Source organism: Rhizobium sp. USDA 4016, from assembly GCF_056279705.1.
In genome coordinates, this window is record NZ_JBWCCY010000002.1 from 2,407,617 (window position 1) to 2,427,657 (window position 20,041).

17 protein-coding genes are annotated in these 20,041 nt (G+C 59.9%); 4 read left to right on the forward strand and 13 right to left on the reverse strand.

Annotated features, from left to right (window positions below; genetic code table 11):
* Positions 1-480 precede the first annotated feature (480 nt).
* The 4 genes from ACZ9DP_RS12640 (at position 481) to ACZ9DP_RS12655 (ending at position 7,001) form a co-directional block, all read left to right on the forward strand.
* Positions 481-2,052, forward strand: coding sequence for a Re/Si-specific NAD(P)(+) transhydrogenase subunit alpha (locus ACZ9DP_RS12640; protein ID WP_476202282.1), 1,572 nt, complete (start codon positions 481-483; stop codon positions 2,050-2,052).
* Between the two features lie 13 nt (positions 2,053-2,065).
* Entirely contained in the window at positions 2,066-3,502 is a 1,437-nt protein-coding gene (locus ACZ9DP_RS12645; protein ID WP_476202014.1) for an NAD(P)(+) transhydrogenase (Re/Si-specific) subunit beta, read from the forward strand.
* A gap of 185 nt (positions 3,503-3,687) precedes the next feature.
* Entirely contained in the window at positions 3,688-3,903 is a 216-nt protein-coding gene (locus ACZ9DP_RS12650; RefSeq protein WP_476202015.1) for a hypothetical protein, read from the forward strand.
* 980 nt (positions 3,904-4,883) lie between these two features.
* Entirely contained in the window at positions 4,884-7,001 is a 2,118-nt protein-coding gene (locus tag ACZ9DP_RS12655; protein WP_476202016.1) for an acetate--CoA ligase family protein, read from the forward strand.
* A gap of 59 nt (positions 7,002-7,060) precedes the next feature.
* Here ACZ9DP_RS12655 and ACZ9DP_RS12660 read toward each other — a convergent pair whose 3' ends face one another.
* From ACZ9DP_RS12660 to ACZ9DP_RS12720, 13 genes are all read right to left on the reverse strand, one after another.
* The gene (locus ACZ9DP_RS12660) at positions 7,061-8,677 is read right to left on the reverse strand and encodes an MFS transporter (protein WP_476202017.1); all 1,617 of its coding nucleotides are present in this window, start codon (positions 8,675-8,677) and stop codon (positions 7,061-7,063) included.
* Between the two features lie 31 nt (positions 8,678-8,708).
* Entirely contained in the window at positions 8,709-9,593 is an 885-nt protein-coding gene (locus ACZ9DP_RS12665; protein ID WP_476202018.1) for an NAD(P)-dependent oxidoreductase, read from the reverse strand.
* 80 nt (positions 9,594-9,673) lie between these two features.
* Complete coding sequence (locus ACZ9DP_RS12670; RefSeq protein WP_476202019.1) at positions 9,674-10,513, reverse strand: enoyl-CoA hydratase/isomerase family protein; 840 nt, start codon at positions 10,511-10,513, stop codon at positions 9,674-9,676.
* Positions 10,514-10,528: 15 nt separating this feature from the next.
* On the reverse strand, positions 10,529-11,332 hold the full coding sequence (locus ACZ9DP_RS12675; protein WP_476202021.1) for an SDR family oxidoreductase: 804 nt from the start codon (positions 11,330-11,332) through the stop codon (positions 10,529-10,531).
* Between the two features lie 99 nt (positions 11,333-11,431).
* Positions 11,432-11,830, reverse strand: coding sequence for a (R)-mandelonitrile lyase (locus tag ACZ9DP_RS12680; RefSeq protein WP_476202022.1), 399 nt, complete (start codon positions 11,828-11,830; stop codon positions 11,432-11,434).
* A 16-nt stretch (positions 11,831-11,846) separates the two neighbouring features.
* Entirely contained in the window at positions 11,847-13,280 is a 1,434-nt protein-coding gene (locus tag ACZ9DP_RS12685; RefSeq protein ID WP_476202023.1) for a 3-hydroxyacyl-CoA dehydrogenase NAD-binding domain-containing protein, read from the reverse strand.
* Positions 13,277-14,287 (reverse strand): NADPH:quinone oxidoreductase family protein, encoded by a 1,011-nt coding sequence (locus ACZ9DP_RS12690; protein ID WP_476202024.1) that lies wholly within the window; start codon positions 14,285-14,287, stop codon positions 13,277-13,279. The genes ACZ9DP_RS12685 and ACZ9DP_RS12690 overlap by 4 nt, the downstream gene beginning before the upstream one ends.
* Positions 14,284-15,789, reverse strand: coding sequence for a 3-hydroxyacyl-CoA dehydrogenase family protein (locus ACZ9DP_RS12695; protein WP_476202026.1), 1,506 nt, complete (start codon positions 15,787-15,789; stop codon positions 14,284-14,286). Before ACZ9DP_RS12695 ends, ACZ9DP_RS12690 begins: the two co-directional genes overlap by 4 nt.
* Positions 15,786-16,952, reverse strand: coding sequence for an acyl-CoA dehydrogenase family protein (locus ACZ9DP_RS12700; protein ID WP_476202028.1), 1,167 nt, complete (start codon positions 16,950-16,952; stop codon positions 15,786-15,788). The genes ACZ9DP_RS12695 and ACZ9DP_RS12700 overlap by 4 nt, the downstream gene beginning before the upstream one ends.
* Positions 16,952-17,656 carry an SDR family NAD(P)-dependent oxidoreductase gene (locus tag ACZ9DP_RS12705; RefSeq protein WP_476202029.1) on the reverse strand — a complete coding sequence of 235 codons (705 nt, stop codon included), beginning with the start codon at positions 17,654-17,656 and terminating at the stop codon, positions 16,952-16,954. The genes ACZ9DP_RS12700 and ACZ9DP_RS12705 overlap by 1 nt, the downstream gene beginning before the upstream one ends.
* The gene (locus tag ACZ9DP_RS12710) at positions 17,649-18,419 is read right to left on the reverse strand and encodes an enoyl-CoA hydratase/isomerase family protein (RefSeq protein ID WP_476202030.1); all 771 of its coding nucleotides are present in this window, start codon (positions 18,417-18,419) and stop codon (positions 17,649-17,651) included. Before ACZ9DP_RS12710 ends, ACZ9DP_RS12705 begins: the two co-directional genes overlap by 8 nt.
* On the reverse strand, positions 18,416-19,339 hold the full coding sequence (locus tag ACZ9DP_RS12715) for a class I adenylate-forming enzyme family protein (protein ID WP_476202032.1): 924 nt from the start codon (positions 19,337-19,339) through the stop codon (positions 18,416-18,418). The genes ACZ9DP_RS12710 and ACZ9DP_RS12715 overlap by 4 nt, the downstream gene beginning before the upstream one ends.
* The gene (locus tag ACZ9DP_RS12720; protein ID WP_476202034.1) at positions 19,293-20,039 is read right to left on the reverse strand and encodes an AMP-binding protein; all 747 of its coding nucleotides are present in this window, start codon (positions 20,037-20,039) and stop codon (positions 19,293-19,295) included. Before ACZ9DP_RS12720 ends, ACZ9DP_RS12715 begins: the two co-directional genes overlap by 47 nt.
* Between the last annotated feature and the right edge of the window lie 2 nt (positions 20,040-20,041).

Genomic DNA, 20,041 nt, shown 5'->3' on the forward strand with positions numbered 1-20,041 from the left:
AAGCACACGGTTCTAGCTGAGGTCGATATTGGCGCGCGAACGCTGAACGCGGCGCCAATGGGACTTGAGCGGATTATATCCAATGTTGGCTTGATTTTCGCGGCGTACATATGATGTGACTTCAGTTCGAGCCGACATTGGAATGCAGAACGAGCCGCCTCGATCGGTTTCTTTACCCTTCTCGCATTGGCATGCCGATTGCTGATGGCGGCAATGCGAGTTCAGGGTCGATCTCACGTTGATGCTCTTCAAGTCGCGCAACTCTGTGCGTTGGGATCAGATCCTGATCATCATCCCACCGAGCGTGCGATCCGGGCCATCTGCGTAGAGAGTGATCCGAAGCCTGCTGAGAGATGGGTAATGGGGGCGCCAACACGCACCGGTCTGCGGCTCCTCCGCTCTCATTCCACAACCGACAAGGTACGGAGCGCGATCGACACGCATGGCATGTCGACGAACGAGCAGGGAAAGGTAAAGCCATTGAGAATTGGAACACCAAAAGAGCTACGAGCCGGCGAAGCGCGCGTGGCGATGACACCTGACAGCGTCCTGCAATTGCAGAAGTTGGGCCATGTCTGCATCATTGAGAGTGGCGCCGGTCTGGCGGCGGGAATCGACGATGACACATACCGCGCTACCGGCGCGGAGATAGTGCACGACGCGACGGCGCTCTACGCAAAGGCGGATATCGTCGCGAAAGTTCGCCCCCCGGAAATCGAAGAAATTGGCTTGCTACGGGCAGGCCAAACACTGGTCTCCTTTTTCCATCCGGCTCAAAATCCGGAGCTGCTGTCCCTCGCAAAGGAAAAGCGCGTCAATGTTGTTGCGATGGATATGGTCCCTCGCATCAGCAGGGCGCAGAAAATGGACGCCTTGTCATCGATGGCCAATATCGCCGGCTACCGCGCAGTCATTGAGGCAAGTAACAATTTCGGCCGTTTCTTTACCGGGCAGGTCACGGCCGCCGGTAAGGTGCCGCCGGCCAAAGTGCTCGTTATCGGCGCCGGTGTCGCCGGTCTTGCCGCGATCGGCGTCGCAAAATCGCTCGGCGCCCAAACCTATGCCTTCGACGTGCGTTCCGAAGTCGCTGAGCAGATCGAGAGTATGGGAGCAGAGTTCGTCTACCTTGACTTCGAAGGCGCCCAGGACGGGGCCGCAGCAGGAGGCTATGCCGCTCCCTCCTCACCCGAGTTCCGGGCCAAGCAACTCGACAGATTTCGTGAGCTTGCACCGCAAATGGATATCGTCGTTACAACGGCACTAATTCCCGGCCGCGACGCCCCCAAGCTTTGGCTCGCCGACATGGTCGCCTCCATGAAACCGGGATCGGTGGTGGTCGACCTCGCCGCCGAGCGCGGCGGCAATTGTGACCTTACCGTTCCGGATCAACGCATAGTCTCGGACAATGGCGTCGTGATTATCGGCTACACAGACTTTCCGAGCCGAATGGCCGCGCAGTCATCGGCCCTCTATGCGACCAACATTCGCCATATGCTGACGGATCTTACCCCTGCCAAGGACGGGAAGATCCTGCATAACATGGAGGACGATGTCATCCGCGGGGCGACCGTGGCGTTTGCTGGCGCGATCACATATCCACCGCCGCCGCCAAAGCTTCAGGCGATCGCCGCCCAAAGGCCGAAGGAGAAGGCAAAGGAACCAACGGCGGAGGAACGGCGCACGAAGGAGGCGGCCGCATTTAAGGCACAGACTAAAAGTCAGGTTTTGCTGCTTGCCATCGGCACACTGGTGCTACTGCTCGTCGGCGCTTATGCACCTTTTGCCTTCATGAGCCATTTCATCGTGTTTGCTCTTGCATGTTTTGTCGGCTTTCAAGTGATCTGGAATGTGTCGCACGCGCTTCATACCCCTTTGATGGCAGTTACCAATGCGATCTCCGGCATCGTCATTCTCGGAGCCCTGCTGCAGATCGGATCCGGCAACTGGTTCGTCGTCGTGCTAGGAGCCCTCTCCGTCCTGATCGCCATGATCAACATTGTGGGTGGTTTTCTTGTTACTCGACGCATGCTTGGCATGTTCCAAAAATCCTGATCGGAGAAGTATCATGACGATCGGTATCGTTTCGGCTGCCTACATCGCGGCTGCAGTTCTTTTCATACTCTCACTGGGCGGCCTCTCTGGACAAGAAAGTGCCAAGCGCGCCGTTTGGTATGGTGTTGTCGGCATGGGTCTGGCCGTGATCGGCACGATCTTCGGCCCAACCGTCGGCAACTGGCTCGTCACTCTCATGATGATTGCGGGGGGAAGCGTCTTGGGTTACTTCGTCGCGGTCCGCGTACAGATGACCGAAATGCCGCAATTGGTGGCGGCCCTGCACAGTTTCGTCGGCCTCGCTGCCGTCTTCATCGGTTTCAATGCGCACATCGAGGCCGCTCAGGTGGCCAATCTCAGCGAAGACGTCCGTGCCACGCTTACCGGTTTCGCAGCTATCCTCGCTCACAAGGATGCGGTTGAAATGTCGATCATGAAGGTCGAAGTGTTTCTCGGCGTGTTCATCGGTGCCCTCACCTTTTCGGGTTCGGTCATCGCCTTCGGCAAGCTGGCAGGCAGGCTCGATGGTAAGGCAAAGAAGCTTCCTGGCGGCCACAACCTGAACGCCGGTGCAGCGTTCTTGTCGTTTGTTCTTTTCGTTCTCTACCTCAACGGGGGCAATGCCTGGGCACTGGTGCTAATGACACTGCTCGCCTTTTTCATTGGCTTCCATCTGATTATGGGCATCGGTGGGGCCGACATGCCCGTCGTTGTCTCAATGCTCAACAGCTATTCGGGATGGGCGGCCGCAGCGATCGGATTTTCGTTGGGCAACGACCTGCTGATCGTCACCGGCGCCCTGGTCGGCTCCTCAGGCGCAATCCTGTCCTATATCATGTGCAAGGCGATGAACCGCTCGTTTGTCTCGGTCATCCTTGGTGGTTTCGGAACGAAGGCGGGGCCTGTGATGGAGATCTCCGGCGAGCAGATCGCAATCGATTCCGACGGCGTCGCATCGGCACTCAACGAGGCCGACAGCATCATCATCGTGCCCGGCTACGGCATGGCCGTTGCTCAGGCACAGCAGGCGGTATCGGAACTGACGAGGAGATTGCGCGCTGCAGGAAAGACGGTTCGATTTGCAATTCACCCCGTCGCCGGCCGCCTTCCAGGCCATATGAACGTGTTACTTGCCGAGGCGAAGGTCCCCTATGACATCGTGCTGGAAATGGATGAGATCAATGATGATTTCCAGCACACCGATGTCGTTGTCGTCATCGGTTCAAACGACATCGTGAACCCTGCTGCCCTGGAAGACCCGAATTCACCGATCGCCGGCATGCCGGTACTTGAGGTCTGGAAGGCAAAGCAGGTCTTCGTTTCCAAACGCGGCCAGGGCACGGGATACTCAGGGATCGAGAACCCGTTATTCTACAGGGAGAACACGCGGATGTTCTATGGTGATGCCAAGTTGTCGGTAAGCGGTGTCCTCGCCGCCATCAAGGCATAGCTGCCAAGGTGGAATTCAATTGTAGCGCCAATGCCGATGACGCGTTGGCGCGACTAAATGGTCGTTCGAGGACGCAATGAGCATTGGCATAGGTCCACAGACAAAGAAGAGCGTTTGAAAGTGGCGCCGGCACGTTCGAGGAGGTTCTCTTTGGCCGGTTCACAACCCGCAGCGGGTCGCCACTATTGCAAGGCTGGGCGGGCTCACTCGAAACCGGCGCGTTCAACGGGCTCACCGTCAGTGAGGCAGATTTTGGCGCCTATTCGCTGATCGCAATGGTTGTTCTCAGCCATTTTGAAGCGTCAATACGCCTTTTCAATCAGCGCAGCCATTTCCTCAGCGTTGATCACCCGTCAAATCGCCGTTCATCATCGCAGTTGCGGGTGGCGGGGCGGATGTAGGTGCGCCGGCCATCGCCTTCACCCTGCAGCGGTTGCTTGAACGCCAATCATCCCGGCCAAGGGCGAGCGTTGCAGCGGACCGCTTTCTCCTGCCGGCGGGCGGCCTCTGCGAGCCGTCACTCCTGGGCGTGAAGCATCATCCGCAAGCAATCGATCGCGACGCACTCCTGAGATTTCTGGCCAAAATGAAGGGCGGCCGCCCGGATGTGGCGGTCGCCGCCTCTCAGCACCGTTCGTGCGAGGCATCGCCTCTCCCTCAATCAACAATCGATAGCCCGCTGGATATCCTGATCCTTGAGGGTCCAGCCCTTTTAAGCAAGGGACTCTGCGATCCCAAGGGTCTCGCTCCATTCGCATTCGACTATTTCGACTACTGTATTTACGTCGATGCCACCGACGAGCTCTTGCGCAGCTGGTATCTTGGGCAGACAAGCCGTGAGCGCTCGGCAAAGGCCTCGCAAACGGCGTCAAGAATGGAGGGGCATCCGCTTGCCGACAATTGCGCGGACGCGTTCTGAGACGGCCTGGTCGAAGGTGTTTTTGCCAGCCCTCAGAGAGCATGTTGTGCCGACTCGTGCCCGGGCGGATATGGTTATTCAGGTGGGTCGCGGTCATGCGATCGATGAGATCTTCTTGTCCGTAAGATTTAGGAACGAATGTACTCTATGCGGCCAGTCGCGGTCGCCGAACCGAGAGATGGTGCCCGGCATCGGGAAACACTGTGTTCAGCAGGATTTTCCTGATCTCGATTGATTACTGTACCGATAGCGTCATCCTGCAGGCAGTGAAGTTTGCCCGCCGGCATCTGGTCGGATCACAAATTTCCTTTCCACGATGATCGAGCCGCCTTTGGCCATGACGCCGCGAAGTGATGGCACGGTAATTGCGATTGACTGGGACGGAAGCTCACGCAAGTAACTTGTTGGAAGACTGGTTGTCGCGTGGGGTGAGCATATCTTAGTTTGAGGGAAGAGAAATCAATGAACGCCGTACCCCAGAGTGCGTCCCGCCAAGTCCACCGGCTCGATCAACTGTTCCGTCCGCAAAGCGTTGCCATCGTCGGAGCGTCGCCCAAAACAGGCAACGCCCGCAATCGGATCGTCACGATCCTGATGAAGCACGGTTTTGAAGGAAGGATCTTTCCCGTCACGCCGACACATTCGGAAATCGAGGGCCTTAAGGCCTACAAAAGCGTCGGCGATCTCCCCGAAATTCCGGATGTCGCACTGATCATCACGCCTGCAGAAACCGTGCCGGGCATTCTTGAAGAATGCGGCGCGAAGGGGATCAGGGCGGCTATTGTGTACAGTTCCGGTTTCGAGGAAGTCGACGGCGGACAGGAACTAGCAGACCGTCTCGCGGCCATAGCCAAGCGCCACGACATCGCGCTCTTGGGTGCAAATGGGCAGGGGATCTGGTCGGTTCGCGCGAAGACGATGTTGACGTTTGGGGGGGCGGCATTCGCTGTGGAGCGTCTCCAGCATTCGCAAATTGCGATTGTCAGTCAGAGTGGCGCATTGGCTGGAGCCATCGGGCAATACTTGCACCGCGCTGGGCTGGGCTGCTCCTACATTGCAAGCGTTGGCAACGAGACTTGCATGGACGCTCTCGATGTCTTGGACTGGATCGTCGATCAGGAAGATGTCGGCGTCGTGGGCCTATACCTCGAAGGCCTGCAGGACGCTTCTCGCCTGCTGCCGCTTGCCGAACGCGCCCGCGACCGCGGCGTTCAAATCGTCGCTCTCAAGGCGGGACGTTCCGAATTTGGCCAGGAAGCAACGGCGTCCCATACCGGCAAGATCGCCTCACCGTATGCGATCTACCTGGACGTTTTGGCTCAGGCCGGCGTGATCGTCGTCGAGAGCCTCTCTGAATGCATGGCAGCGTTGGAAGCACTTTCCTGCCTGCCCAATCCGCGAGAAAGCCGCGATGCATTGCACGGCGTCGCGATTTTGAGTGCCTCGGGCGGCGCGGGCGCTCTCCTGGCCGATCACGGGGAAGAAGGCGGCCTACCGATGGCGACCTTCTCTGAGGCGACAGTCGCTCGCCTCGTCGAGTTCCTCCCTGAGTTCGCCCGCAAGACCAATCCGGTCGACCTTACCGGACAGGTTCGCGGAAATCCCAGTCTCTTTCGCGATTCTCTTACCGTTCTTCAGGCAGACAAGCGCATTGAAGCGGTTGTCATCCAGTTCTCAAGCAGTGGCCAACGCGATCTGCGTGATAATGCAGATATATTCAAGGCGGCGGCCCGCTCTTCCGGCATGCCTATTGTGATTTCCTTTGCGGTCGATACGGTATCCGCCGATGTGAAGGCAGAATTCCGCCAGCATGGTATTTTGATCTGCTCGGATCCCGGCGAATCCATGCGGGCACTTGCTTGGGTTTACGAACGTCGGCGCAACTCCGTCTTGCCGAAAGTTCGACGTGCGTCCGGCGCACGCCGGCGACCCCCGGTAACCTGGGATGAGACAATGGCCTATCTCGACGAATGCGGCGTACCGGCAGCCCGCTGGACGATTCTGGCTCCCAATGATCGCGCCGCTGATAAGTGCGCCAAGCTCACCTATCCGCTCGTGGTTAAGGTTCTTCCTTCGGATGCGGAACACAAGACTGAACTTGGACTGGTCAAGCTGCGCGTCCAAATACCCGAGGAGGTCGATCGCATCGCGGCAACGTTCCGCCAGCAAATGGACAAGCCGGAGGCGGGTATCCTGGTTCAGGAAATGATCACCGATGGAGTTGAGGTGGTATTGTCGTGCCTGAAAGACACGGACTTCGGACCGATCCTGTCCATCGGCTCCGGCGGCGTGGCGATCGAGCTTTATCGCGACGTAACCTACCTTTCTCTTCCGGTTACGGCAGCCGAGGTCGAAGCCTCGCTGAGGAAGCTGAAGGTCTGGAATCTGCTCGACGGCTTTCGCGGCGCTCCGCGTGCCGATATCAAGGCGCTGATAGACGCGGCCGTCCGTTTCGGAGATGTGGTACTGGCCACGCCCGACCTGGTAGAGGCAGAAATCAACCCGGTTCTCGTTCGCCCAGAAGGCAAGGGCCTAGTGGCAGTCGATTTCCTTGGCAAGGCATCGCACACGCTCGCATAACAATAAGCCATTCCGGGTGGCGGCGACTAACCTCCGCCACTCGTCGCTTGGTCACTCCATTATGGGTCGAGCCGTGGAATTGTGTCGTGCGATTCCGTGGTGTGCCGTTCAATCATGCGCTCCACATGAAATGGCATTTGCCCAGTGTGCAGTGCCGCCAGGCGACGGTTCAGTTCGCCATCGGCAAGCGTACGCCTGCCATTGTGGCGCACGTATTCGACCCAGGTTGGGAAGTGATAGATTTCTTTCCACATGTCTGGATTCTCGAGATCGCGCATCAAGGTCCAGTTCTTGGCGTTGTCTCTAAGGCGTGTACGTCTACGCTCGCTCATCAACTCCAGAAACTCCCGAACGTTTTGCTCTGGAATCTTATATTCGATGGCAATGGAGATCGGCCCGCTCCGGCGCGTCAGATCCAACCGCAGATGCGGTTCGCTGAACGAATTGAGCGGATCGAGGTTTTCGGTATCGACGCCCGGCAAGGGAAACAAGAGGCCCCAGAGGGCGCCGATCACGTGCGCGATAGCGGCTGCGATCAATGCTGTCTTAAGGCTCCAGTTTTCGGCGAGCACTCCCCAAAGCCAGCCACCGGTTGCCATCCCTCCATAGACACCGGTTAGCGACAGAGCCAGCATGCGCGCCAGGACCCATCGGGGTGTCGAAAGCTGGACGATAGAGTTATTCATCGAAAAGATGTTCAACCAGAAGATCCCGGCAACAAAGACCGCTGCCGCAGCAAGCCAGGCGCTCGCGGAGAGGCCCAGGATGATGCAGCACGCCGCGTATGTGAGGAAGCCGAGCCGGCACAACGATTCGTCGTTCATCCGCTGGCGTATCGGAGCCGCCAGCAGCGCGCCCGTCACCGCACCACCCCCGAATGCGCCAAGCAGGAGGCCATACAGTAACGCATTGCCGGAAAGCTGCTGTTTTGCGACAAGCGGCAGCAAAGCGGGTATTGCAATCGCCGCAAAGCCGAACAGCGTGCTTCGAACAATCACGGTGATCAGGTTTGGCGACATGAAGTAGTAGCGCAGTCCCGCTGCAAGGGCGATGTCAAAGCGTTCTGGTGGAAGGGCGCGCGGTCGCCTTTGAGGCTTCCAGCCAAGGAGCGCGACGATGAGGGCGATGTAAGCGCAGGCGTTTACGACAAACGATGAGGCCGGACCGAAGGCAACGACAAGCAGCCCGCCGATGGCTGGGCCAACGCTTCGGGTGAGGTTGATGCCGAGGCCATTGGCAGCCACGGCAGCTGGCAATATCTCGCGGGGCACAAGATCCCCCAATGACGCCTGCCATGCCGGAGTATGCATTGCGGTGCCACAGCCGATCAGAAACGTCAGCACAAGCAGCGTCCAAGGATCAAGCAGTTCCGTCAATGCAAGAACGAGCAGCAGAATGGACACGAGCATCATGAAGACCTGTGCGATCAACATGATGGCGCGACGTTCATAGTTGTCGGCAAATACGCCCGCTGCAAACGCCCCGAGCATGACGGGGAGCGCGACCGACGACTGGACCAACGAAACCATGCTTTGCGACGCCGTCAGCGTCGTCATCAACCAGGTCGCGCCAACAAGCTGGATCAGACCGCCGAGGTTGGATACGAGCGAGGCCAACCAAAGGCGACGAAAAGTGCGTTGCCCGAGGGCGACCAAGGTCCCGCGCTGATTGCGCATATCTTACCCCGCGTCTTGTCCCTTTCACCGGTCAGTCCAAAAAGAAGCGTGTGCCAGCCTGCGTCGCCACGAGATTGGCGATTTCATCGAGCTGGGCCGTGGGGCCATAGACATTGGTCGCCGTCTGCAGCATACCCCGCGCCAATTGTCCGAACTGAAGGGGCGTACCACTCTCGACAGCGAGCCCGGTCGCCAGATTAAGATCTTTCAACATTAGCCCGAGCGCGAAATTGGCCGAGAACTCGCCGCGCGCAAGAGCTCGCAGGAGCGTATCGGTGACCTGGCTTCGCGCGCCGCTGGAATTGAGCACTTCCGACATGGTAGCGAGATCCAAACCATGCTTTAGTCCGAGCGCCACGCCTTCCAGCATGGCAAAACGATTGCAGGTACTGATCATGTTATTGATAAGCTTGAGGACCTGACCGCTGCCCACTGCGCCGCAGTGAAAGACGTTAGGGCTGATAGTCTGGAGAATGGGCTTGACTCTGGCAAATGCCTCGACATCTCCCGACGCCATGATCGTGATCGTTCCGGCTTCAGCTGCGCGAGGGCCGCCGGAGACCGGCGCGTCAAGAAGGATGACACCCTTTTCTGCAAGCGCCGCGGCCATGTGCCGCGTCTGTGACGGATCTCCGGAGGTTTGGTCAACGACGATCTGCCCGGGTTTCAACGTCTTGAGAAGTCCATTCTCTTCGAAAATCACCGATCGAACATGTTCGGATTTCGGTAGGCATAGCAGGATGATCTCGCAGTTTCGCGCAAGGGCCGCAGGCGTTTCCACGGTCACTGCTCCGGCCTTGACGATACGGCCGACAGCATCCGGATTGAGGTCAAAGACTGACAGCTCATATGCCGGCATAAGTCGACGCGCCAAAGCACCGCCCATGGCGCCAAGACCAACGTAGCCAATTGCCATTTTGTACTCCTCTCTTGGCCGCGATCATACCGCCGCCTCATTCATGTGCCGCCCGTACAGGACAGACGTTCTACGGACTTCTATCGGCGTGCGTCAGCGGATGGCATCCCGTCGTTGAAGGACCCCTGCGCGGCGGCAGCCTCGTAGTCGGGCTTGCGTTTTTCCACAAGCGCAGCAAGGCCTTCGCGAAACTCTTCACTCGACATGGCGAGGACCTGGCCGAAATCCTCGTAATCCATCATTTCAGTAAGACTGCTTTCGAAGGACTTCAGCAGAAGCTGCTTGGCAAGCCCCATGACTTCCGCCGGCCCGGCCGCCAGCCGCCTCGCAAGCGCGATCCCTTCCGCGTCGACGTCGGCATCTTTGAGCACCTTGGTTGCAATGCCAAGATCGAGCAGGTCGGACGCCTTCCAGTTCTCCCCCGCATAGAGAAAATTTCGGGCCCGAGCGAGCCCGACCAAGCGGGGTAGCGTGAACATGGTGAGGCAGTCCGGGACGACACCAAGCCGGAAGAATCCGCCCCCAAATTCGGCGCTCTCCCCTGCCACGATAAGGTCGGCAGTGAGGGCCAACCCCATGCCCCCACCGATCGCAAGACCTCGCACGCCGCAAACGACCGGTCGGTTGAGATTTACAAGCGGCGGAAACAGGCCGGCGGCATGACGGAACCTTCGGTGAACAGGCCAGGGGTCACAGGCCTGCGTCAGCATGCGAAGGTCGCCACCTGCGCAGAAAATCGGCCCCTTGGCAGTCAAATAGACTGCCCGTATCGAATGATCGTCCTCGATTTCGCGGGTCACATCTCGCAAGGAAAAACGCATCTCGCGCGTCAGCGAATTTCGCGCTGCTTCATTGTCCAGTCGAACGATAAGGATCGCGCCATCGCGCTCGGTTTCGACATGCGGGTAGTGCTTGATCATGCGCGCCGTCCTTCCTTAGACTTTCGCAAGCTGCACGCCGGTACTTGCGCGGCTGCGATTTCGGCCGCCGTCAACGACCAGGTCCGCGCCGGTGATGTAGGCGCCGGCCTCCGAACATAGGAAGACTGCAGCACCGGCAATGTCCGACGTCCTGCCGAAGGCTCCCAACGGGATCGAAGAAAGTTCAGTCTCCCGCCGTCCCTGGTCTTCATAGATGCGCTTCACGCCCTCGGTATCGCCGATTGCCCCCGGCGCGATCGTATTGCAACGGATACCATCGGCTCCCCATTCGCCAGCGAGTGTCCTGATCAAGGACATAATGCCTGCCTTGGCGGCGCCAGCATGTGCGCAGCCCGGCCACCCTTCCAGCGCACGTGTTGTGGAGATCGCAATGAACCGGCCGCCGAATTGGGACTTCTTGAGAGCGGGATAAGCTGCCTTGGCGCAGAAGAAGGTCCCGTTGAGGTCGATGTCGATTACCGTCTTCCAGGCGTTCGGCGACATGTCCGCGGCCGGGACGAAGAAGTTTCCTGCCGCATTGGCGACCACGATATCAAGCGCACCAAACCGCTCGGTTGCCGCATTGACTGCTCGTTGAACGTCCTCGAAGTTGCGAACGTCGGCCTGAACGGCGATCGCCGTACCGCCGGCCGATTCCAATTCACCGACAGCATTCTCGAGCCGTTCGATATTGCGGCTGGCAAGCACCAGCTTTGCACCAGCTGCAGCCATCGCTTTGGCAATACCAAATCCGATACCGCTGCCCCCGCCAGTGATCAGCGCGACCCGCCCAGTCAAGGCGTCTGAAGAAAATACCATCGGGACCTCCCATTCGGAACAATGCTCACGGACATTACCGGCCATTGTTGTAGCGCCGGCTGCCTGGCTGGCATGAGCGCAAACCACATGCCAAGGATCTCAACCTCGACGATATTGTTCATCCGGGACATGCTCGAGCCAGTCGACGGCCTTGCCGTCGAGCGCTTCGGTCACGGCGATATGCGTCATAGCGGTGGCCGGCGTGGCGCCGTGCCAATGCTTCTCGTGTGCCGGAAACCAGACGACATCGCCTGGATGGACCGTTTCAATAGGCCCGCCCCAAACTTGCACCCAGCCGCATCCAGAGGTTATGATAAGGATTTGGCCAAGCGGATGGGTGTGCCAGGCGGTGCGCGCACCCGGTTCGAACGTGTTCATGCCGCACAGAACGCGGCCGGGCGCCTCGGCCTCGGCCAGAGGGTCCCTTCGCACTTGGCCGGTAAATTGTGTGGAGGGGCCTTGCCCCGACGGGCGAGAGCCCGAGCGTTGGATCTTCATGGCAATCCTGTCCTATTCAGTTTCCAGAGATTTCAGCGGCCGTCCGCAACGCATAGGATGCGCGGTAACGGGGGTCGCCGGTGAGGGCGAGGAGAGTATCGAGAACCGAGAGGATCCGGACCAGTCCGATCTGGCGGGCCCAACTGATCGGCCCCTGCGGGTAGTTGACCCCATGCCGCATGGCCTCGTCGACGCCCGCCTCGGTGGCTACACCCTGCAGGACCGCTTCGAAGCCTTCATTGGCTATCATCGCGACAGTGCGCAGAGCTACAAGCCCCGGCCAATCCTGCAAATGCGTGGCCTGTAGGCCTTGGGCGGCGGCAGACGCGAGAAAAACATTCAGCGCCTCCTGCGGGACGTCGCTTGAGGTCGAAAAGCCAATGTGTTTTGCGCCTTCCTTGGCTATCAGGTCGAGGAGAATGGCTGGACGGCCGAGGGTACGCGCGACGCTGGACGCAGTGCGGCCGTCCGAGACAAGCACGGCGACTCCGTCAATCTCGCCACCGACATGGGGCGATAGGGCTTCCTTGGGTCTCACGCCGTCCGGTGCAGCCACGATCATGGGCCTGGGCGCCTCCACGCCAGGAGTGTAGTCAAAAAAACCACGGCCGCTCTTGCGACCCAACCGTCCTGCATTGACGAGCTCGAGCTGCAGGTTGGACGGGCGAAACCGTGGCTCACCGTAAAAGGCCTCGAAGATCGAGCGGCTGACCGCATAGTTTACGTCGTTGCCGATCAGATCCATGAGCGCGAAGGGCCCCATGCGGAACCCTGCACCCTGCGTCAGCAGCCCATCGAGGGTCGCTGGGTCTGCAACGCCTTCCTCCCAGAGACGCAGAGGTTCGGCATAATAGGCTCGAGCGACTCGGTTGACGATGAAGCCAGGCGTCGACTTGGCGTGAACTGCCACTTTCCGCCAGGCCGCTGCAGTGGCGTGGACGAGATCGGCAACCGCCGGGGCGGTGGCCACACCATGGACGATCTCCACAAGTCGCATGATCGGCGCCGGATTGAAGAAGTGCATTCCGACAAGGCGTTCGGGGCGCTTCAAATCGCGAGCGATCAGGGTGACAGAGATCGACGATGTGTTGGTGGCCAAAATGGCGTCCACATCGACAATTTCTTCCAACTTGGCAAAGAGCGCCCGCTTGATTTCCAGGTCCTCGATGATCGCCTCGACAACGAGCGCCGCTTGCGAAAGGCCGCTGAGATCGTCGACGACAGCGATGCGAGCGAGAAGCTCGTCAGCCTGAACCTGGTTCATCTTGCCCTTTGCAACCAGTCCGGCGATGCTGTCTTTCAGCCGCAATAGAGACTTTTCCGCTGCGCCCTCGGCCGCATCGAAAAGACGCACCTGATGCCCGGCTGCGGCAGCGACCTGCGTGATCCCAATTCCCATCGTACCGGCGCCAACGACGCCAACGACCTTATCCTTGGTAAGCTCCGTCATGCTGCACTCACTTTCGAAATGTCGGTTTCCAGGATGATCTTGCCCTGCACCTTTCCCGCCCTCAGAGCGTCAATTCCCTGCCGGAATTCGCAAATCGGCAGGCGCGAAATCTTCGGTTTGAGTTCTTTGCGGATGTACAGCGAGAAAATTCGCTCTTGTGCATGTGCGAGCGCCTCTGGTCGGCGGTCGCGATAGTCGGTCCATTGCATCCCGCACACGGTGAGATTCTTCACCAGCAGATAGTTGGCGGCGAACTGCGGAATTTCCCCCGAAGCAAATCCGACGCAGACGTGCCGTCCACTCCACGCGAGCGAGCGAAGGGCAGCCGCACTGACCGAACCTCCGACAGGATCGATGATGACATCGACACCCCGCCCTTCTGTTGCCTGGAAGACCGCCTCGCGCAGCGTCTCGCGCAAGCGCGTGCACGCTGCATCAATTGCCAGATCTGCTCCGAGCAGTTGCACAAAACCTGCGCCAGCTTCCCCTCGGGTCGCGGCAAGCACCCTGCCGGCGCCGAGACCGCGGGCAAGCTCCACGCTTGCCATCCCCACTCCGCCCGAGGCGCCGAGCACGAGGACATTTTGCCCCGGCTGGAACCCGCCACGCTCGACAAGGGCAAACCAGGCAGTTTGATATGCGAGACCCAGTGCCGCGGCGGCTTCGAAGGCGATACCATCCGGCACCGGAAAGCAGTACCTGGCGGGAACCACGACCTTCTCTGCGTAGCAACCGTAGGATGGCAACACGAGAACGCGCTGCCCGACGGCGAACTGTTCGACGCCAGGACCGATTTCGGCGATCAGTCCAGATCCGCCCATACCGGGGGAAAATGGCAGAGGCGGCATCGCCTGGTAGGACCCGCTGATATAAAGGAGGTCCGCGTAGTTCGCATCGACGGCGTGCAATTCAACGACGACCTCACCGGGGCCGGGCCGCGGGTCGGGCATATCGTCATAGGAGACGGTGACCGACACCTCGCCCTGGCGAATGACCACCGCCTTCATGGATTTTTTCGGTTCCACGCGACGACGGCTGCTCGCGCCGGCAAAAAGCCCGGCAGTCCGGTCATCTCGTAGATCGCCCTGCTCACCCGATAATGGCGCGCAAGCCCGCCACGCGTGGCACGCTCAATCGGACCGTCGGGATAGCCGAGCCCCATGCAGCACGTCTTGTCCATGTCGGCGGCCGAGGCCAGCCCCTCGTCGAGGAACCGTAGAGCATCATTGTACTTGGGCCTGACAAGCCGATCCACGATACGCCCTGGCTGATCCGACGAGACGACGACGTCGAAACCGGCGGTTTCAAAAATTGCCCGTGCGGCAGCTAGCGCAGCCTCTGCCGTGTTCGGCTGGCGGACAAGCTCGATGAGATTGGATGGAGCATCTTCGCCGTTGCGATAGCGCGCAAAGCCGACCGCGTTGGATCCCTCGCGTCCCATGTCCTCGCCGGTGTGGACCCCGAGGCATTCGGTATCGAGTTCGATGAGGACCGCGAGCTTACCCGGGTCTGCCGTGAAGCTCTGACCGAGATTAATGCAGACCTCGCCGGTCGTTGCCGCCCTTGATAGAAACGCATCCCCTTCCAGGAAGGAGCGGCTTTCACCGTATTGCACAACGGTAAAGGCCGGCGCCTGCGTGGCCTTTTCGGGCTTCGGCCTGGTAAGAAGGCCCTGCCCCGACTTGTTTCCAAGCTTTCCAGCCGCCACCATCCGCCGCAGCAGCGGCGGCACGGATGCTCTTTTGTCGAGCGTCACGGGATAAAAGGCTTCGCCCAGGCGAACCTGGGTATCCAGCCCGATAAGGTCGAGCAAGGTGCACGGCCCCATCTTGTAGCCGAGCGCCGAACGGATGGCGGTGTCGATATCCTCGGGCGAGGCAACACCGGCCTCGACGGCTCGGATCACGTCCATGTTGAAGGGCACGAGGAGGGCATTGAGGATGAAGCCCGGCTTGTCCTGTGTCTCCACCGGAACCTGGCCCATTGTCACAGCCCAGTCCCATGCGTCCTTGAAAACATCATCGCTTGTGTTCAGCCCGCGGGACATCTCGATGAGCTTCATCAACTGCGCCGGAAGGCAGAAATGCATTCCGACCACGCGTTCCTCGCGTCCACAGCCGCCAGCAATCTGGGTGATCGAGAGCGTCGATGTGTTCGACGCAAATATTGTCTGCGGCTTGCAGACGGCGTGAAGCCGGCCGAACAGTTCCTGCTTCACCTCCAGGTTTTCGAAGATCGCCTCGATCACGAGGTCACAGTCAGCAAGATCGTCGAGATTTATCGTGTCGGTCATGCGTCCCAACACGGCATCTCTTTCCCCGCCTGTCATCCGTCCGCGTTCGACAGAGGAGCCGAGGAACTTCTCGGCTGCTTTGCGCGACCGCGCCAAGGCCTCGGCTGAGGTGTCGAAGCAAATGGTCTCAGCTCCGCCCCGAGCCGCGACCATAGCAATGCCGGCGCCCATTGTCCCACCCGCGCCGCAAATGGCGACTTTCCTGATGCTTGTCATTTTTGCAAGAAACTCCGTCCGATAAGTTGGCGATGCACCTGATTGGTGCCCTCCCAAATCTGAGTGATCTTGGCATCGCGCATGAGGCGTTCTGCCCGGTAGTCGCGGCAGTATCCGTAGCCGCCGTGAAACTGGACGCACTCGGTCGTCATTCTCATCGCCAGGTCGGTGGCGCGAAGCTTGGCGACGGAGGCTTCCATGCCGAAATCCGTGGCGCCGCCGTCGACCAATTCGGCCACGTAGTCGATCCAACGCTCGACCAGCAGCAACTCCGAGGCGAGATCGGCCAAGAGGAACTGGTTTCCCTGGAAATCGAGAACTCGGCGCCCTCCCTGGACGCGATCGTTGCCGTAGGCGACCATGTCGCGAAATGCAGCCCGCGCAATCCCCCGGGCATGCGCGGCGACCGAGGGCCGCGACTTGTTGAGCGAGGCAAGCAGGATACGCAGGCCATCCCCGGGCTCGCAGATGAGATTTGCCCGCGGCACCCGCATATTGTCGAACGAGAGCGCACAGGTCGAAGAGCCGTTATGGCCCATCTTCTTTTCTTTTCCGATGATGCCGAAACCCGGCGTACCTTTCTCCAGAATCAGGACGGAAATCGCCTTCTTGGGGTCCTCGACTCCAGCCCACTTGCCGAACAGCAGGTAGAGGTCGGCCACGTCTCCATTCGTGATGAAGATTTTCGATCCTTTCACGACGATTTCATTGCCGTCGGTCGTGAAGGTCGTTTTCATTCCCGTCGCGTCAGAGCCAGCCGACGGCTCGGTGATCGCGAGCGCACCAAGGCCACCCTCGGCGATACGCGGCAAAAGGCGGGCCCGTTGTTCGTCGTTGCCGAAGTCAATCAGTGGCTTCATGCCATGGTAGTTGGTAGCATAGATGATGCCGGTGGATGCGCACGCCTCGGAGATGATCGAGACGATTTCGAGATAAAGGCGATAGGACAGCTGCATGCCGCCGAACTGTTCCGGAACGAAGAGCGTGTTCAGGCCAAGCGCGTTCAGGGCTCTGACATTCTGCCAGGGAAATTCGCCGGTCTCGTCGACGTGCGCAGCATTCGGTGCGATGACTTCGTCGGCCACGCGCTGCACCTGATCAAGGATTGCTCGCTCGTCATCGTCCCAATTTCTTGTCCGGGCGAGTTGCTCTAGTAGTTTCATCAGTGATTCATCCCCTGTCCGCCGTCGATGTAGATGGTTTCGCCAGTGAGGAACCCGATTGCCTCCCCAAAGATCGCAGCCACCAACCGCGCCACGTCCGTCGTGGCGCCCGGACCACCGGCGGGAATGCGGCTCTTCATCCAGCTGCGCACCTTTTCTCGTGCGAGATAGTCCCGGTTGAGGTCTGTCTCGACATAGCCGGGTGCGACGTTCATCACCTGAACGCCGTCGTGTGCCCATTCGACTGCCATGCAACGCGTCATCGCCGCGACCGCCGCCTTTGACGCGCAGTAGGCCAGGTTGTCGGGGACGCCGAGCTTATCGAAGAATGAACCGATATTGACAATGGTCCCGCCATTTTCCCTGAGAAACGGATAGACCTCTCGTGCGGAGACCATGACGGCCGTGGCATTCAGGGCCATTGTCCGGTTGAAGTCCGCCGTCGAAAGCTCCGCGGCAGAACCGAGAATATGAACGCCGGCATTGTTGACAAGGCCAGCGACGGGGCCTGCGGCGCCGATCTGCGAGAAGACCCGCTTCACGGCCTCTTCGTCGGTGACATCACACGCATAGCCGCGCCCGACCGCCGTTTCTCCCGATCGGGATAAACACGCCACGGCAAAGCCGCGCGCGTCGAGCTCGCGGGCTATGGCAGCGCCAATACCCTTGGAAGCGCCTGTGACGATGATCTGCCCCTTAGCCATCTTTGAACTCCGGTTTGCGCTTTTCCTCGAAGGCGGCCATGCCCTCTTCCGCGTCCGAAGTGCGATAGGCCAGCGTTGAGAGATCGGCCTCGATCCGCAGCCCCTCAGTGAGACTGACATCATGGGCACGCTGGACGGCCCGGCGCGCGAATTCCAGAACCGGAAGGCTGTAGCGGGTGAAGCGCGCGGCAAACTCTTGGCCGGCATCGACAAGGTCGCCGTCGGCCACTGCATTGACGAGACCGATGCGCTCGGCTTCGTCGGCCCTGATGTTGCGGCCGGTCATGATGATCTCAAGCGCCCTGCCCTCACCGATTAGGCGTGGCAGGCGCTGCGTGCCGCCGTAACCGGGGATGAGACCGAGCTTGACCTCGGGCAGGCCGAACACGGCGCTTTGAGATGCGATACGGAAAGTGCAGGCGAGCGCAAGCTCGCATCCTCCGCCAAAGGCATAGCCATTGACGAGCGCGATTGAGGGAATGCGCAGTGTGTCGAGCTTGGCGAAGACCGCCTGGCCCAATTCGGCGCCACGCTTTTGATCGACAAGCAAACGGTTTCGCAGTTCCTTGATGTCGGCCCCGGCACAGAAGGCCTTTTCGCCGGCCCCGGTAAATATCAACGCCCGCACGCCCTCCTGGGCGGCAGCGGCCTCAATCGCCGAGCCTATGTCGCGGATGATCTCAAACGACAGGGCATTAAGAGCCGCCGGTCTGTTCAGCGTGATGAGGGCGCAATCCCCCGAACGTGTCAGTTCGACACTCATGATCCTACCTTTCGAGCTTGGTAGCGGACAGGGGCGAGCACGAGTTCGCCGCGGCGAACCATTTCTGTGAGCTCACGCTTCAAGACCTTTCCGCTCGCTGTCAGCGGAAAAGAGGCCGTCGTCACGTACCATTCAGGCATGTCGAATTTCGACAGGCCCTCGGCGGCCAGATGGTCGAGCATGTCTTCAGCCGCGATATCCCCGATAACCGCAAGGCAGACTTTCTCGCCAAGCCTGTCATCCGGGATGCCAAACGCGGCGACTTTCTGCGTGTGCGGGTGGGTGAGCGCCTTGGCTTCGATATGAGAGGGATAGATGTTGTGCCCGCCCCGAATGATCAGATCCTTCTTTCGCCCCTCGATGCGCAGATTGCCAGCGCCATCGAATGAGCCCAGATCACCGGACAGGAGATAGCCGTGGCGGTTGAAGGTTTTTTCGGTCGCGGATTGATTGGCGAAGTAGCCCAGCATCATGCAGGCGCCCCGCCCGCCAATCTCTCCGGTCTGACCCGGAGCGACCTCCCGGTCGGGATTCTCTGGATCCCAGATCTTCACTTCATAGGCGCGTCCGCCGCGGCCGCACGTGGAAATCCAGACGTCCTTCGTGTCCGTCGGATGGGTATATTGATGGGATGAGCATTCGGTCATGCCGTAGATGTTCTGCGGCGCGATCCCCTGATCGACGAAAGCTCGGGCTACCACGTCGGGGATGGGTGCTCCGGCCATGTAGAAGGTCTGGACCTGTCCGACCCGATCGAGCCCACGGGCCCTTTGCTCGGCCAGGATGTCCATGGCATGCGTCGGGACGCCCAAGACATAGGTCGCGCCGGTTTCGACGATCCAGTCAAGACGGCTCATATCGTTCGGCACGTCGTCAGTGACGAATTGGCCGCCGCACACCAGCCACTGGCCGACCGCCACCCAGGCGATGTGGTGCGACAGGGGGCTGAGAGAGCAGTATGACCGAATGCGTATCCAGCGCCCAGTCGCGAGCGAGGTCGCGGGCGTTGGCTAAGAGCGTATTGCAGGAATGCATGACGCATTTGGGCTTTCCGGTCGTGCCCGAAGTGAAGGCCAGGTAGACGACGCTATCTGGATTCGCATAGGGGCGCTGGCCCACCTGGGTGATGTGAACGGGGAAATTTTCGGGCGTATAGATGCGCCGCATGAATGGCAGAGCCCGCAGCATTTGATCGAAGTCATGCGATGCACGGTCTGCGCCCCAGCCAGGTTCGGTCAGGATGGCGCTTGCCTGCAGTTCGGTCAGCAGTTCGACGACTTCCGCGCAGGTGTAGGTCCGATGCAAGGAGGGATTGCAGGCCACGCCTTCACGCGAACAGGCGAGAAAGGCGACAACCGGCTCGACGCGGTTCGACATCCAGATCGATAGGCGGTCGCCAGCGCCGATACCTGCATCCGCCAGATGGTCCGCGAAAGCATCAACGCGCGCTTTCAACATTGCCCAGTCGAGGATTACTCGGCCGTCGCGTAGGGCCGGCGCGTCGGACCGCTCTTCAGCATGGCGGGCAAGTAGATGGTAGAAGGTCTCGCCTTGCCATAGGCCCTCGTCGTAGTACTGTTTTGCCTGGGCCGGATCGTGAAGTGTCAGGAAAGCTCGCATGC

Bases quoted from the DNA above. Each gene is read 5' to 3' on its own strand.
- ACZ9DP_RS12645 (WP_476202014.1), top strand. From the start codon at position 2,066: ATGACGATCGGTATCGTTTCGGCTGCCTACATCGCGGCTGCAGTTCTT.
- ACZ9DP_RS12655 (WP_476202016.1), top strand. From the start codon at position 4,884: ATGAACGCCGTACCCCAGAGTGCGTCCCGCCAAGTCCACCGGCTCGAT.
- ACZ9DP_RS12660 (WP_476202017.1), bottom strand. From the start codon at position 8,677: ATGCGCAATCAGCGCGGGACCTTGGTCGCCCTCGGGCAACGCACTTTT.
- ACZ9DP_RS12665 (WP_476202018.1), bottom strand. From the start codon at position 9,593: ATGGCAATTGGCTACGTTGGTCTTGGCGCCATGGGCGGTGCTTTGGCG.
- ACZ9DP_RS12670 (WP_476202019.1), bottom strand. From the start codon at position 10,513: ATGATCAAGCACTACCCGCATGTCGAAACCGAGCGCGATGGCGCGATC.
- ACZ9DP_RS12675 (WP_476202021.1), bottom strand. From the start codon at position 11,332: ATGGTATTTTCTTCAGACGCCTTGACTGGGCGGGTCGCGCTGATCACT.
- ACZ9DP_RS12680 (WP_476202022.1), bottom strand. From the start codon at position 11,830: ATGAAGATCCAACGCTCGGGCTCTCGCCCGTCGGGGCAAGGCCCCTCC.
- ACZ9DP_RS12685 (WP_476202023.1), bottom strand. From the start codon at position 13,280: ATGACGGAGCTTACCAAGGATAAGGTCGTTGGCGTCGTTGGCGCCGGT.
- ACZ9DP_RS12690 (WP_476202024.1), bottom strand. From the start codon at position 14,287: ATGAAGGCGGTGGTCATTCGCCAGGGCGAGGTGTCGGTCACCGTCTCC.
- ACZ9DP_RS12695 (WP_476202026.1), bottom strand. From the start codon at position 15,789: ATGACAAGCATCAGGAAAGTCGCCATTTGCGGCGCGGGTGGGACAATG.
- ACZ9DP_RS12700 (WP_476202028.1), bottom strand. From the start codon at position 16,952: ATGAAACTACTAGAGCAACTCGCCCGGACAAGAAATTGGGACGATGAC.
- ACZ9DP_RS12705 (WP_476202029.1), bottom strand. From the start codon at position 17,656: ATGGCTAAGGGGCAGATCATCGTCACAGGCGCTTCCAAGGGTATTGGC.
- ACZ9DP_RS12710 (WP_476202030.1), bottom strand. From the start codon at position 18,419: ATGAGTGTCGAACTGACACGTTCGGGGGATTGCGCCCTCATCACGCTG.
- ACZ9DP_RS12720 (WP_476202034.1), bottom strand. From the start codon at position 20,039: ATGCGAGCTTTCCTGACACTTCACGATCCGGCCCAGGCAAAACAGTAC.